The organism is Halomonas sp. AOP25-F1-15, assembly GCF_052378675.1.
Classification (GTDB): Bacteria; Pseudomonadota; Gammaproteobacteria; order Pseudomonadales; family Halomonadaceae; genus Vreelandella; species Vreelandella casei.
Map to the genome: position 1 here is coordinate 1 of NZ_JBQSXV010000002.1, position 13,443 is coordinate 13,443.

The 13,443-nt window shown below is 48.9% G+C and carries 17 protein-coding genes; 12 read left to right on the forward strand and 5 right to left on the reverse strand.

Annotated features, from left to right (window positions below; translation table 11 throughout):
- Positions 1–31 precede the first annotated feature (31 nt).
- The 10 genes from ACT3TF_RS03315 to ACT3TF_RS03360 all read left to right on the forward strand — a co-directional run bounded on the left by ACT3TF_RS03315 (position 32) and on the right by ACT3TF_RS03360 (position 5,164).
- Positions 32–358, forward strand: coding sequence for a DUF7709 family protein (locus ACT3TF_RS03315; RefSeq protein ID WP_096279477.1), 327 nt, complete (start codon positions 32–34; stop codon positions 356–358).
- A 103-nt stretch (positions 359–461) separates the two neighbouring features.
- Complete coding sequence (locus tag ACT3TF_RS03320; RefSeq protein ID WP_444671575.1) at positions 462–929, forward strand: hypothetical protein; 468 nt, start codon at positions 462–464, stop codon at positions 927–929.
- 87 nt (positions 930–1,016) lie between these two features.
- Complete coding sequence (locus ACT3TF_RS03325) at positions 1,017–1,499, forward strand: shikimate kinase (RefSeq protein WP_444671576.1); 483 nt, start codon at positions 1,017–1,019, stop codon at positions 1,497–1,499.
- 73 nt (positions 1,500–1,572) lie between these two features.
- A complete protein-coding gene (locus ACT3TF_RS03330; RefSeq protein WP_444671577.1) occupies positions 1,573–1,974 on the forward strand; it encodes a GFA family protein in 402 nt (133 codons plus the stop codon).
- Positions 1,975–2,127: 153 nt separating this feature from the next.
- Positions 2,128–2,727, forward strand: coding sequence for a pentapeptide repeat-containing protein (locus ACT3TF_RS03335; protein ID WP_444671578.1), 600 nt, complete (start codon positions 2,128–2,130; stop codon positions 2,725–2,727).
- 162 nt (positions 2,728–2,889) lie between these two features.
- The gene (locus tag ACT3TF_RS03340) at positions 2,890–3,270 is read left to right on the forward strand and encodes a VOC family protein (RefSeq protein ID WP_444671579.1); all 381 of its coding nucleotides are present in this window, start codon (positions 2,890–2,892) and stop codon (positions 3,268–3,270) included.
- Between the two features lie 158 nt (positions 3,271–3,428).
- Positions 3,429–3,944: a GNAT family N-acetyltransferase gene (locus ACT3TF_RS03345; protein WP_444671580.1), complete on the forward strand. Its 516-nt coding sequence runs from the start codon at positions 3,429–3,431 to the stop codon at positions 3,942–3,944.
- A gap of 25 nt (positions 3,945–3,969) precedes the next feature.
- Positions 3,970–4,515, forward strand: a complete 546-nt coding sequence (locus tag ACT3TF_RS03350) for a hypothetical protein (RefSeq protein WP_226938651.1) — start codon at positions 3,970–3,972, stop codon at positions 4,513–4,515.
- Between the two features lie 92 nt (positions 4,516–4,607).
- Complete coding sequence (locus ACT3TF_RS03355; protein ID WP_192536229.1) at positions 4,608–4,778, forward strand: hypothetical protein; 171 nt, start codon at positions 4,608–4,610, stop codon at positions 4,776–4,778.
- Between the two features lie 71 nt (positions 4,779–4,849).
- Entirely contained in the window at positions 4,850–5,164 is a 315-nt protein-coding gene (locus ACT3TF_RS03360) for an antibiotic biosynthesis monooxygenase family protein (RefSeq protein ID WP_096282407.1), read from the forward strand.
- Positions 5,165–5,212: 48 nt separating this feature from the next.
- Here ACT3TF_RS03360 and modF read toward each other — a convergent pair whose 3' ends face one another.
- Together modF and ilvC are read right to left on the reverse strand one after the other, a co-directional pair.
- The gene (gene modF / locus ACT3TF_RS03365; protein WP_096281645.1) at positions 5,213–6,697 is read right to left on the reverse strand and encodes a molybdate ABC transporter ATP-binding protein ModF; all 1,485 of its coding nucleotides are present in this window, start codon (positions 6,695–6,697) and stop codon (positions 5,213–5,215) included.
- Positions 6,698–6,837: 140 nt separating this feature from the next.
- Positions 6,838–8,310 (reverse strand): ketol-acid reductoisomerase, encoded by a 1,473-nt coding sequence (gene ilvC / locus ACT3TF_RS03370; RefSeq protein ID WP_096281643.1) that lies wholly within the window; start codon positions 8,308–8,310, stop codon positions 6,838–6,840.
- 224 nt (positions 8,311–8,534) lie between these two features.
- On the opposite strand from ilvC, the gene ilvY reads away from it, so the two are divergent.
- A complete protein-coding gene (gene ilvY / locus ACT3TF_RS03375) occupies positions 8,535–9,413 on the forward strand; it encodes an HTH-type transcriptional activator IlvY (protein ID WP_441684892.1) in 879 nt (292 codons plus the stop codon).
- Between the two features lie 110 nt (positions 9,414–9,523).
- On the opposite strand, the gene ACT3TF_RS03380 is transcribed toward ilvY, so the two are convergent.
- The 3 genes from ACT3TF_RS03380 to ACT3TF_RS03390 all read right to left on the reverse strand — a co-directional run bounded on the left by ACT3TF_RS03380 (position 9,524) and on the right by ACT3TF_RS03390 (position 12,371).
- Entirely contained in the window at positions 9,524–9,655 is a 132-nt protein-coding gene (locus tag ACT3TF_RS03380) for a putative transporter small subunit (protein WP_217990293.1), read from the reverse strand.
- Between the two features lie 73 nt (positions 9,656–9,728).
- Positions 9,729–11,381 (reverse strand): sodium:solute symporter family protein, encoded by a 1,653-nt coding sequence (locus ACT3TF_RS03385; protein WP_444671581.1) that lies wholly within the window; start codon positions 11,379–11,381, stop codon positions 9,729–9,731.
- A gap of 429 nt (positions 11,382–11,810) precedes the next feature.
- Positions 11,811–12,371: a manganese efflux pump MntP gene (locus tag ACT3TF_RS03390; protein ID WP_096281637.1), complete on the reverse strand. Its 561-nt coding sequence runs from the start codon at positions 12,369–12,371 to the stop codon at positions 11,811–11,813.
- A gap of 589 nt (positions 12,372–12,960) precedes the next feature.
- On the opposite strand from ACT3TF_RS03390, the gene ACT3TF_RS03395 reads away from it, so the two are divergent.
- The gene (locus ACT3TF_RS03395; RefSeq protein ID WP_217990292.1) at positions 12,961–13,425 is read left to right on the forward strand and encodes an Lrp/AsnC family transcriptional regulator; all 465 of its coding nucleotides are present in this window, start codon (positions 12,961–12,963) and stop codon (positions 13,423–13,425) included.
- The last annotated feature ends 18 nt before the right edge of the window (positions 13,426–13,443 follow it).

Here is a 13,443-nt window from a genome sequence, read left to right on the forward strand (position 1 = left end):
CTATCACGAATAATTGTTGAAGGAAATAGAGATGCTTGAAAGCTCGCCAGATAACACCGAACAGCTCAGGTCGATCAATAAAAAGATCGTGGCCGACGGAGAAGAGCTTCCCGCCGTCACTCTCAAGGACGGGAGTAGGGTGCAAACAGGTACGGTCGCGACGATGCTTCGCAATGTCGCTTTGTACAACGCAGGCGAACGCGGAGAAGTAGAAGAACACTTGGAAGTGGCCGTTCCGACGTTGATTAAAGTCGGACTGTTTGAATTGTTTTCAGTTGATGAATGGATTAACGGGTCAAATGCTGGGCGTAGTTTCGTTGGCCAGCGCGCTAAAGAATACCTTGCCAAACAAAGCTAACAGATCGCTGCAGTTGACCGCCCAAAGCGCTGCCGCGCTTCGGGTTCCCTCCGCGGCCTTCGGCCGCTCCGGCGGCAACTGAGCTAAGGCGTTAGGAGAAGCAATGAATTATCAGCGTGCCCGTCTCCGCTATCAATTCAGTAAGCTGGAGCCAATACGAGAAGGCATTTTTCCGGAATACGGTGGTAACGTTGAGTTTGAATTGTTTTCCTTTTTTGAGATCTGTTATCACCTAAAAGACTGGGTTAAACATAGCCCTGAGTACAGTGGCTTTAGCGATGTTGAGGATTTTATTAACGAAAGCCCGGCGATGAGAATTTGTGCTGACATATGTAATCGACTTAAGCACAAAAATCTGAGAACGAGAAGAAGCAATTCTGAGATCGGCGTTTTTCATTTAAAAACAAGCATGACCATCGGTCCTGATCCAAGTATGGCGCGGGTCGGTCTGGAAGAAGCCACAATAGAAACTGAGCGTGGTGAAGAATGTTGCTATGAGTTGGCAAAAGAATGCATTCAGGAATGGGATCGCTATTTTTCTGAAAATGGGGCTGGCAGTGGCAACTCCTAACAATCGCAGGCACAGGGACAAAATTTCCGCTGCGCTTCAATTTTTCCCGTGCTGCGGGCGTTATTCCTAAATCAAGAACGGAGGCCCATGAGAAAAATAATCATTTTTGGAAACTCTGGTTCCGGGAAATCTACTTTAGCCCGAAAATTTAATAACCAAGGGTTAACCCACCTCGATTTAGATGCTTTAGCGTGGCTGCCTTCGAACCCGCCAGAACGACGACCGGTAGGTCAGGTGTATGAGCAGATTCAGGCTTTCATTGGTGAAAATAAAGAGTGGGTCGTAGAAGGCTGTTACGCTGACTTGCTTGAGCTGGTAAAGCCGTTCGCAAGTGAAGCAATATTTATGAATTTGCCCGTTCATCTTTGCCAGGAAAATGCGAGAAATAGACCGTTGGAGCCTCATAAATACGCATCAAAAAAAGCACAAGATGACAATCTTCCCATGCTCCTTGATTGGATTGCGGGATATAGGGAAAGAGATGACGCTCTTTCATACAGTGCGCATAACGCTCTTTTTAAAGACTTTCAAGGCAGTAAAATAGAGCTAACCTACAATGAAAACACATAACAATGGGATCAAAAAAGACGTTGAAAAGTGCACGTTTTAAAGCGTTGTTAAATACCAAAAGAGAGATCGTCGAGTGGGACTGAAAGGAAGCTGTTTGTGCAACGAGATTGGTTACGAAATAGATTCCTTGGATATGCCGATCGTGCATTGTCATTGTCAGGCGTGTCGTAAGGCGCACGCGGCCCCATTTGCCTCAACGGCGGGTGTAAAACGTGAACATTTCCGCTGGCTCAAAGGTCTTGAATCTCTTTCAACCTACGAATCATCACCTGGGAAGCTCCGTCATTTCTGTAGGCACTGTGGCTCTCACTTGGTGGCGGAAAGGGTCGCGCAGCCACATGTCATTGTTCGAGTGGCCACGTTGGATGATGATCCTGATTTGAAACCTGAAGCGCATATTTGGGTTTCACACGATGTACCATGGCTTGAATACGAAAATGTTTGTAAGTACTTAGAATGGCAGAATAATGTGTAACAAGTTACGGTCTATGGCCGCCGGACGCAACTGGCGTGTCGCCACTATGCTCAGCGCCATTGTTCATGAAATAGCCAGGAGCAACAGCCTGCCGATTCCTCGCTGTCGCAAACCGGTGACTAACCCCCAGCGTTAAGCTATTCAGAGGATACGATGACAGCATTAAAAAATAGCGAGCATTATTTCGACGTTTCTTTTGAGAAGCTTTCGTTACCTGATGAACACTATATCGGCATCGAATTCGAAGGTTGCCGGTTCTCCGATTGTGATTTCTCAGCATCTAAATTTCAGAACTGTAAGTTCACTAGCTGCACATTTGATCGTTGTAATCTCAGCTTGGTTGATTTTTCAAATACAAAGCTATTTGAGCTTGATTTTCAAGATAGTAAGCTGGTTGGAGTTGATTGGACGAAAGCGACGTGGTCAGCTTTCCACTTAGATTTTGAGCTGAGTTTTAGGCGCTGTATTTTAAATGACTCGTCTTTCTTTGGTCTTACCTTAAGTGAGTTGGTTTTTGATGATTGTAAGTTACATGATGTCGACTTTCGTGAAGGTAGTTTTGTTAGTTCGAAAATGACAGATAGTGATTTCAGTCATAGTGTGTTTATGAGAACAAACTTGCAAGAAGTCGATTTTAGCGAGTCAACGGCGTATGCCATTAATATACTAGAAAATAATGTCCAAAAGGCTAAGTTTTCACGATATGAAGCGTTAAGCTTGTTAGAAGTCTTAGGTGTTGAGTTGGTTGATTAATAGTCTAAAGCTGTTTTAGTAGAAGCGGTCTGAATTGATCCAGCTTTCGTAGATATCTTTAGAACATCACTGTTGGCTGGAAGCTTTTCGCCGCGTCGCGTTACTAAAGTGACAGCTTCAAAAATTCACTACAAGTACCCACAACACTAGGAAGTGCCATCAATGTTTACAGTTACATCAACCCAGCATGTCCTTGCAGTCAAAGATATTGAGAGCACCGAACGCTACTTCCTCGACAAGCTTGGCTTTTCCGTTCGATTCCGAGTGGAGGGTTGGTCGTTTTTAAGCCTAGGCAGTTTTCATATCATGTTAGGCCACTGCCCTGATGAAGTGTCTGCGCGAGATACGCATGAACACTCGTACTTTGCCTATGTAAACTGTGAGGGTATCGACGAGATTTATCGGGACTACCAACGCCGTGGGGCGGATGTTTTTCAGGCAATCGCTGACAAACCGTGGGGCCTGCGAGAGTTTGGTATCGAAACACCCGAGGGCCATCGAATCATGTTTGGTGAAGATATTGAGCCAGCAACTAGCTCATAACTCTTCGCTCAAGCATGTTCTCGGCCTCGCAGGTGTTCACCGGATGCGCCCTAATTATTAAGCACGTTGAGTTTATACGCTTGAGAAGCCCAAAAGAGGCTGATCAATTCTTTAGGAGTATAAATAGATGAGTTGGCGTTATGCCCTAAGGCCATGCGATGGATGAATTCGAGATCAGTTTATTAACGCCAGAAGATTGGGTTTTATACAAAACAGTCAGATTGAAATCCTTAAGGGATGCCCCAAACTCGTTTGGGTCAACGTATGAGCAGGAGGCCGTATTATCAGATGCGGAGTGGCAGTTACGCCTAGACCTTCAATCGCGAGCTCTAAATGCGCTTCCACTTATCGTACAGATTGGCGACCTGCCCGTCGGTCTTGCTTGGGGCGTGATACATAAGCCTGATGTGGCAACGGCGCATATCTATCAAATGTGGGTTTCGCCAGCGCTAAGAGGAAAGGGCATCGCAACATCTCTTCTGCGGGCAATTAAAGCGTGGGCAATTGACCAAGGGTGTCATCTATTAGCGCTTGCCGTGACGATAGGCAACGAAGACGCCGTTAACTTATATGAATCGTCTGGTTTTATCGCAACAGGGCAGCTTGAAGCGTTGAGAGTCGGTTCGGCGCTTTGCGTACAGCCAATGGTGATGCAGCTGGGTAGCGCGGTATAGCCTAACGCTGGGGACTATAAACAACATGATGAGAGTGCTGCTATCGATATGCCTAATGCTGGCCACTCCCGCCGTTTTAGCGCAGGAAACGGACCTTTCCCCCAAAACAAAGCCAGTGCCGGCCATTGCGCAGGCTGATTGGGAAGCGTATCGGGATGACTATCAGCAAAGCCCTTTGTGCGATCAGGAAGAGGCCACGCTGTGGAGCTGTGAAGCGGATAAGCGTATATTTTCGCTCTGCTCGTCGCCTGTGGTAAACCGGACGTCTGGCTATATGCAGTACCGCGCGTCACGCAACGGCCAAGTTGAGTTTGTTTATCCATCTGAAAAAAGGCCGCCGCTGGGATTTTTCAGCTACTACGCCGCGAGTAACGGTGACGCCTCCATCGAGTTTTCAAATGGCGGCTACGATTACAGGCTGCTTGACCCGCTCAGAACATATTCTTCCATATCGGTAACGGGGCCTCCTCCAGCAGGGCGAGGTAGCGAGATTGAGTGCGACGGTAACCAAACTCTTCAGCTCAACTACACTATGCGCCTCATGTATGATTCAGGCCTTTGGGAACGCTAAATGTTTAGTGTTTAATAGCGCGAATCACGCCACACACCAGCTGAGCGACGTTAGTCGCCCAGGTTTCAATCGTTATATATCGGGTACATGTCATGTCGAAGAAAGTAGTGATGTTTGAATACGAAAAAGAAACCAAAAATAGCGTGCGCTACAAGGAAGTGCCTGATGAAGGAACGGCGCCTATCGTGGGTACGCTGTACGTTCAGAAATGGTTTGCTGGCGACAGTAAAACTATTGAGATAACGATAGATAAAAAAGACTAATAGAGCATCCAACGATGGCTGTGGAGCAGGTTAAGAAAGCGGTGGACGTCACAACATTTCCAGAGGACGCAATGTCAATTGCCAACACCCCCAGCCCACCTTATTACGCGGTCATTTTCAGCTCTGTGCGCACCGAGCAAGATAATGGCTACGGGGCAATGGCTGACAGAATGCTCGCGCTTGCCTCCCAGCAGAAAGGGTTTCTGGGCATTGAGTCTGCGCGTGAGGCGGTGGGTATCACCGTCTCGTACTGGGCAAGCGAGGAAGCCATCAAGCGCTGGAAGCAGAACGCTGAGCATCTTGAAGCCCAGCGCTTGGGCCACAAAGCGTGGTACTCAACGTTTAAAGTTCGGGTGGCCAAGGTGGAGCGGGATTATGGCATTTAAGCGCTCAATCATGAGCGCTGTTGCTGGTGCGCATCGCTTAACTCTGCGCTAGTGATTCTTTTCCAAGCCTAAGTAATGCTCTATGCCCGTTATCTGGTCTTCCGCGTGGTGGTTGACGTAAAGCACCGTGGTTTCGAAGCCTTGGCAGATTTTTTCGATCAGAGCCAGGACGAGTTGGCGGTTCATTTCGTCCAGGCCAAGGCAGGGTTCGTCTAGAATCAGCAGGGGCGGATGTTTGACCATCGCGCGGGCGATGAGTAGCAGGCGCTGGTCGCCGTAAGAAAGCTTGTTAAACGGCTGGTCGGCGCGCTCTGTCATGCCCAGTAGTGCAAGCCACTGGTCGGCAATTTTTTTCTGGCTGTCGGTGGGCTTGGTGTACATGCCGATGCTGTCGTAGAAGCCAGAAATAATCACGTTTTTGCAGCTGGTGCTAACGCGGTATTCCCATTGCAGGTTAGTGGATACATAGCCGATAAACTGTTTAATCTGCCAGATGCTTTCGCCGTTACCGCGCTGGAATCCAAACACAAAAATATCGTTGGTATAGCACTGCGGATGATCGCCGGTGATCAACGACAACACACAGGTTTTGCCGCTACCGTTAGGCCCACTCAACTGCCAATGCTGGCCCCGTTCTATGGTCCAATCGAGCTTATCAACAATCACGGTGTCGCCGTATTGGATCGTCGCCTGCGTAAGCTTTACCAATGGCTGGCTTGGATCGAGAGCCGGTAGCTTATGGGTAGGGTCGGCCTCTGGCACGCTTAGGTCGGTGGTTTTCAAATGCAGCAACTGGTAGAGCTCATTAAAGGCGGCTTCGTCTTGACGATCTACCGTGAGCGCTAGGCGCCCTTGGTCGCCAGTCTTTTTACCTTTTCTATTGTCCGCGCTTTTTTTATCTAGATAGGCCACGTGCGTGATGAAATCCGGCATTTCATCAAAGCGATTCAGCACCATGACCATAGGAACGGTGTCGATAATAGAGGCGAGATGTGCTTGCAGCATGGCCAGCGTGGCCACATCTAGGCCATCGAACGGCTCGTCTAAAATAAGTAAATCCGGCTTGTTGGCCAGTGCACGAATCAGCATGACTTTACGCGTTTCGCCGGTGGAAAGTTTGCGAAACGCGCGATCGAGTAGCGTTGTCAGCCCGAACTTTTCTACCAGTTCGCTGGCGATTTGATGATCTTGGCAATGGTCGAAAATCATTTCACTGACGGGCGTGCCGAGTGAAATGACGTCCATAATATCGGCGTCGTCTTTTTTGAGCTCTTGAGCGATAAGTTCCGCCTGGGCTTCAAAAGAGACGATGCCCACGTTGCTGGGAAGCCCTTGAATACTTCCTCCCGTAATGTCGCCAATGCCCGCTAGCGCAGCCGCCAGGGCAGACTTTCCCGCGCCATTGGTGCCCGTAATCACCCAGTGTTGATCTGGCGTAATGGTCCAATCAATCTCGCTTAGCGTGAAGCGATCATCAAAGCTAACCGTCGCTTTTGTTAAGCGGATAGTGCCTGGGCGGATTAATGGATCCATTACTGTCTTCCTTACACTGTTCGATAGAAGTTGTTTAAGCACAGAAGAGTCAAAAAAGCCGAGCATATCGTGATGATAGCTCGGCTTTTTTTGGCGGTTTAGATTTTGATAACCTGAACGCCTATCGCTTAATCAGGCGATTAAACGATTTTTTTCATGTCAGCCATGTAGCCACGCAGAACCGAGCCAACGGCTTCGACGGGATGTGAACGAAGGGCAGCGTTAACTTCGATCAAGCGAGCGTTATCCACACCGTTGTCGTCTAAAGAAAGTCCTTTACCGATCACGTCGGATTTAATGCCTTTCATAAAGTCTGCCAACAGCGGTACGCAGGCGTGGTTGTAGAGGTAGCAGCCGTATTCTGCGGTATCAGAGATCGTCGCGTTCATTTCGTAGAGCTTCTTACGCGCGATGGTGTTGGCGATGAGCGGCGTTTCGTGCAGAGACTCATAGTAAGCCGATTCAGCAACGATGCCCGCCGCTGTCATGGTTTCGAACGCAAGCTCAACGCCGGCTTTAACCATGGCGACCATCAAAATACCGTTGTCGAAGAACTCTTGTTCAGAGATTTCTACATCGCCAGCCGGGGTTTTCTCGAAGTTCGTTTCAGCGGTATCGGCACGCCACTGCAGTAGATTTTTGTCATCATTGCCCCAGTCTTCCATCATTGTATGAGAGAAGTGGCCACTGATGATGTCGTCTTGATGCTTGTTGTACAGCGGGCGCATGATGTCTTTTAACTCTTCAGAAAGATCAAACGCTTTGATCTTCGCTGGGTTAGAAAGACGATCTAGCATGTTCGTCACGCCGCCGTACTTCAGCGCTTCGGTGACGGTTTCCCAGCCGAATTGGATCAAGCGAGACGCGTAGCCTGCATCGATACCTTCTTCGATCATTTTGTCGAAGCACAGCAGAGAGCCCGTTTGCAGCATGCCGCAAAGGATCGTTTGCTCGCCCATCAAGTCGGATTTAACTTCCGCGATGAAAGACGACATCAACACGCCCGCCTTGTGGCCGCCAGTACCTACCGCGTAGGCTTTTGCCAGCGCCAGGCCTTCACCTTTAGGGTCGTTGGCTTCGTGAACAGCGATCAGGGTAGGAACACCGAAACCACGCACGTATTCAGCGCGAACTTCAGAGCCTGGGCACTTCGGTGCCACCATGATGACGGTTAAGTCTTCGCGCACTTTCATGCCTTCTTCTACGATGTTGAAACCGTGAGAGTAAGACAGGCAGGCGTCTTTCTTCATCAGCGGCATCACCGCTGTCACAACCGACGTGTGCTGCTTGTCGGGTGTCAGGTTCAAAACAACGTCTGCGGTGGGGATTAACTCTTCATAAGTGCCCACCACAAAACCGTTTTCAGAGGCGTTTTTCCAAGACTGACGCTTTTGCTCAATGGCTTCAGGGCGCAGTGCGTAAGAAACGTCTAGGCCGCTGTCGCGCAAGTTCAAACCTTGGTTAAGGCCCTGTGCACCACAGCCGATCACTACCATTTTTTTGCCTTTTAGTGCTTCGACGCCATCAGCAAACTCAGCGCTGTGCATGAAGCGGCATTGCGCTAGCTGAGCCAATTGCTCGCGTAGCGGTAAGGTATTGAAATAGTTAGCCATCGTTAACATCCTAATGTTTGGTGAGCATAATATTGATATAAAAAATCGCTGTAAGACACGCCGATACTTTGAATTCGGTATTAAAAATGCATGACATGGCCGCTCAAGATGGAGCTCAGCGCCATGTGAATAAGGCTAATCTATACAAAAGTGACTATTTCTTAAATTGATATATTTGCAATAACACATCCCGTTTTATGCAATGACGAGATAGAATGACACCTATGAATTTTAAAACCTTAAAACAATTCCTCGCCTTGGCAGAAACGCTGCATTTCGGGCGCGCCAGCGATGAGTGCCATATCAGCATTTCTGCGCTGTCGCGTAACATTCGTCATTTAGAAGACGAGCTGGGGGTGTCGCTGTTTAATCGCGACAATCGAACCGTGGCGTTGACCCAGGAAGGCCAAAAATTTCTTAAATACGCGCGCGATACCAGCAGCCAGTGGAACTTGATCCGCCATGAGTTAACCGATAATTCTGATCAGTTAAGCGGTGAAATCAGCTTGTATGGTTCCGTCACCGCTAGCTACAGCTTTCTTTATGAGCTGCTGCGCCGCTTTCGTATTGCCTATCCTGCGATTGAAATAAAGCTGCGTACGGGGGATCCAGAGCACGCGATTGCGCATGTTTTAGATGGTAAAGAGGATCTCAGTATTGCGGCTCAGCCTGCAAACTTAGCGCGAGGCCTGGCATTTAAACCTATTGCGACGTCGCCATTGCTGTTTATTGCGCCGCTTGAGCAGCAGGTGCCAAATGTGCCCATGAATTCGCCAACGGCAGCGGAGGAGTGGGCAAGCATCCCGATGATTTTATCTGAAAGCGGTGTTTCAAGAGCGCGTGTAGACGAATGGTTTCGCCAACGAGATATCGCCCCGCGCATTTATGCACAGGTCACCGGTAATGAGGCGATTGTGAGTATGGTGAGCTTGGGCTTCGGGATTGGCGTGGTGCCAAAGATTGTGCTTGATAACAGCCCATTGATGGACCGTATCCGGGTGCTCGACGTGACGCCTGAGCTGGAACCCTACGATATTGGCTTGTTTACGTTAAAGAAAAACTTAAAGAACCCGCTGGTTGATGCATTTTGGAGCTTGATGTAGACCTAGTCATGGACCTGAAATAGAGACAGACCTATAAGACGCGGCAGTCCCTTGCCGTGCCTTGTCCCCTTACTGCTTAAAACGGTGCTAACCGTTTTTTAATCGTTATTTCACACCAGTTCGCGTTTATCGCGTCGCGCTACGCGAATGTCGTTAACGGTGGCAATGCCGATGATCGCGAAAATGGCGAGGGAGATTAACGGCCAGATGAGTACATATAGCGCCAATACTAAGGTTTGCATATTCACTCCTATTGTCTAGCGGGTGCGCTATTGCACACCCGTTAATGAAAGTGGTTCTTGCGATGCGAAGGCCTTAAGCCTGAACAGCAGGCTTGACCGGATCGTAGTTAATGACGTCCTGGTTAATCTGCGCGAAGTCGAACTTGCTGGAGCTCAGCAGGCTGACGCCGATACACACAAGGGTGCTGACGCCATAAGCCATTAACGAGGCTAGTAATACCGTGTAGTCGCGCAGGAAGCCGAAACAGAAGTAGGCGAGCACGATGGTGCAGAGGGCACCGAAGACCACACCGACCCGACGACCGCAGAAGCCAAAGGCCATCAGACCCAGCACCACACCACCGCCCACGGCGGCCAGTAACTCAAACAGCCCAGCGGTGACGCCGACCATTGGCACTAGTTCAAAGCGGGCGACGCAGAACATCACCAGGCCCGCGATGACCGCGGAGGTGAAGGCCTTATTAGTCACTCGGTCCCAGAAACAGCTGGCGATAACGGGAAATACAATGGCACCCCAGAGCGCGCCGACAAACACCAGCATGATCAGAATGTCCATCGAGAAGCTGGCCAGAATCACGCCGATCAACGTGGCAATGATCATCGTCAGCCTGCCAATAAACAGCATCTTGGTGGGATCAGGTTTGTTTTTGGCGATATTCTTGCCGTGCACATCGGCCATCACAATGGCGGACATGGCGGAAAGGTCAGAGTCGGCGGTGGAAGAGAGCGAACCGATAACGAGAATAAAGAACAGCCCAATAAATACCGGTGACAGATACATCGACACCATTTGCGGTATCAGGTTGTTCATATCGCCATCGATGGGCTCCATGCCGGTCATCAGTGCCATCAAACCAATCATGCCCAGGCCGATAACGATCGCGCCGTAGCCAATCGTCGCGGTGATAAAGGTCGGTTTGATATGGTCTTCACGCACCGCGAATAGCCGCTGGGAAATAGTCTGGTTGCCAATAGCGTAGGCCAACACGGCGACGAAGAAGGGCGCACCCTGATTGAGAATCGCGTCCATCGAGAACAGATTTGCCTGCTCTGGCGTCAGTAGGCTCATTCCATCGGATAGCGTTTGCGGGCCACCGAGTGCGAACATGACTGCTGGAATGATCAGGATGGCGACGGCCATCATCGCCATTAGCTGGGCAAAGTCGGTGAGCACCGATGCGCGAAACCCGGACCATAGCGTGTAAGAAAGTACGCCGACACCGGCAATCACAACGCCTGCTTTGAACGACAGCGGCGAGAGTACTGAGACCAGCGCACCCGAAGCCGTGAAATTGACCATCAGACTAATGATACTGCCCAGAATATTAGAAGAGGCGAGGATTAGCTGGCTGGAAGAACCATGCCGTGCATGAATCAGCTCGCCTAAGGTGTGCGCATTGGGAGCCAGCTTGCGAAAGCGACGCCCAAACGGGTAGATGAACAGAATCATCAGCGCACCCCATAGCCCGTAATGCAAGGGGCCTGAAATGCCGTAGGTATAGCCCGAGGTAGCGGCACCATAGAAGGACGCAGCCCATATCCAAGTGGCGGTCATACTGGCGGCGCCTAGGCCAAAACCGATTTGATGGTTGGACACCATGAAGGCGTCGGTATTTTCCTTTTTCTTTTTGATTAGCAAGGTCAGCAGATAAGTGCCGCCATAAAAGGCCGCCAATAAGGCGAGCACGGTCAGTGTAGAGAACTGATAGAAACTTTCTTCGTTCATTGAATACCCATAGGCTTTGCAGCCTTAGCATCCTTTATAGCAACCCACACTCCATTCACGGAGCGGTCGCCACAGGAAGTAAGCAAAAAACAGAACATCTTTCTAGTTATGTCTGTAGCGAGATGAGACTGCGGTTAGCCGTCTGGTAAAGCAATATCCGACGTTGGAGACGCCGTCGTAAGGGGGCCAGATCAATACCATCATTAAGCCGCCATAAGGCGCAGGAGGTATCGAGCAGGTGGCATACCCTACTCCTTAAAGCCTGAACAGTACAGGTTGGCGCCCTGGTGGGGCCGGTGTTTAAGGGGCGGGAGTGATGGGGGAGTGGTCGCGCAGGTGCCTATCTAAAGGCTGGTTAGGTCGGCTATCGTTGGCGATAGCTGACCTTTATGTGGCGTGCAATGCAGGGTCTAGGCGTGCTGAAAAAATCTAAAAAATGGCGGTGTGCTGTGCCAGTACCGCCAGCCCAATCCCAATCAATACAATACCGCCGATTAACTCTGCCCAATGGCCAACAAACTTACCAAGCCGGTGGCCCAGCAGCGTGCCCATTGAAGCCATGATTGTTGTGGCCAGACCAATGGCAAAGCTAGTAGCGATAATGTTGGCATCGATAAAGGCAAGGCTTGCGCCGACCGCCATCGCATCAATGCTGGTCGCGGTGGCGGTGATGACTAATAGCCAGAGTGTTTGCTTGCGATGCTCTACTTTGCCGTCCTTTTTGAGCCCGGCGTAAATCATATGCAGGCCAATCACCGAAAGCAGGGTGAATGCCACCCAGTGATCCCAGGCTTGCACATACTGCTGCGATGCCTTTCCCGCCGCCCAGCCGAGCACCGGCGTGATGGCTTCAATGATGCCAAAGACTAAGCCAATACCGATCGCATGGCGAAAAGTGGGCTTCTTAAGTTCTGTGCCTTTGCTGATGGAGGCAGCGAAAGCATCCGCTGACATTGATACGGCCAGGAACAGCAGGGTGATCGGTGTCATAACTTAAAAACTCTTTCTGAGTAGGCGCTTTAGCAATAGAAACTCAAGCAATAGAAACGCTAGCTGAAACAAATGACTGCGTATATCTACTGACGAGTATGGCGATAGAGCCATACCTGAGTGCAAAAGTCGGGTATTCAATAGCGATGAATCCTAGCATGCTTTAATGATTAAAAAAGTGTAATGATTAAAAATAAAGTTTGTAATGGCGAACTAACATAGCCTTTGCTAACAATGTATGTGGTAGCTGATTATGTTGTATTTTTAAAGCTAAAGGGTGGGGTTGCCTATTCAATAGATTTTTTTGGTTAGCTTATAGTATTTTATGATTTTGAGTTTGGCTGCTTTTTAGTGTTTTATTAACGCTGGTTTTTAACGCTTATATTCAATTGGTGAGAAGCATTGATAATATGCTGTCTACAAAGTTTTCCTGATTTTATAAAGAGTGTGATTGCCCCACCAGACTTTATATAATTCCATTATTTGCTTTTTTATCGACGGGATGGCAGAGGAATTTATTTTCCTTGACGGAGCAATATTTTGAATATATAAAAAATTATTCTAATAATTTTATCTGAAGGGAAATAAATTGCTTATTGATCGCTTTGATTTAAAAATTCTTGAACAGCTTCAGCATGATGATAGTCTTTCTATTGCCCAGCTAGCAGAAGGGATTGGGTTGTCGGTAACCCCGTGCTGGCGAAGAATACAGCGGTTAGAGAAAGACGGGTTTATAGAAAAAAGAATTGCCGTTCTCAATCCTGAGAAGCTAAATCTTCGCCTTGTTGTGTTTGTCATGATTAAAACAGACAAACATAACCAAGCCTGGCTAGATACATTTCAGGAGGCTGTTCAGTCTTTTCCTGAAATTATGGAAGTTAATCGTTTGGCCGGTGAGTATGATTATTTGCTTAAGGTCATTACACGCGATAATCAGTCTTTCGACGCCTTTTATAAAAGGCTAATTTCGACAGTAGAGTTAAGCAATGTCACATCATGTTTTTCAATGGAACAAGTCAAAAAAACCACCGAGCTGCCTCTCGGGCAATTCTAGTGAGTGGGTAGCGTTTCT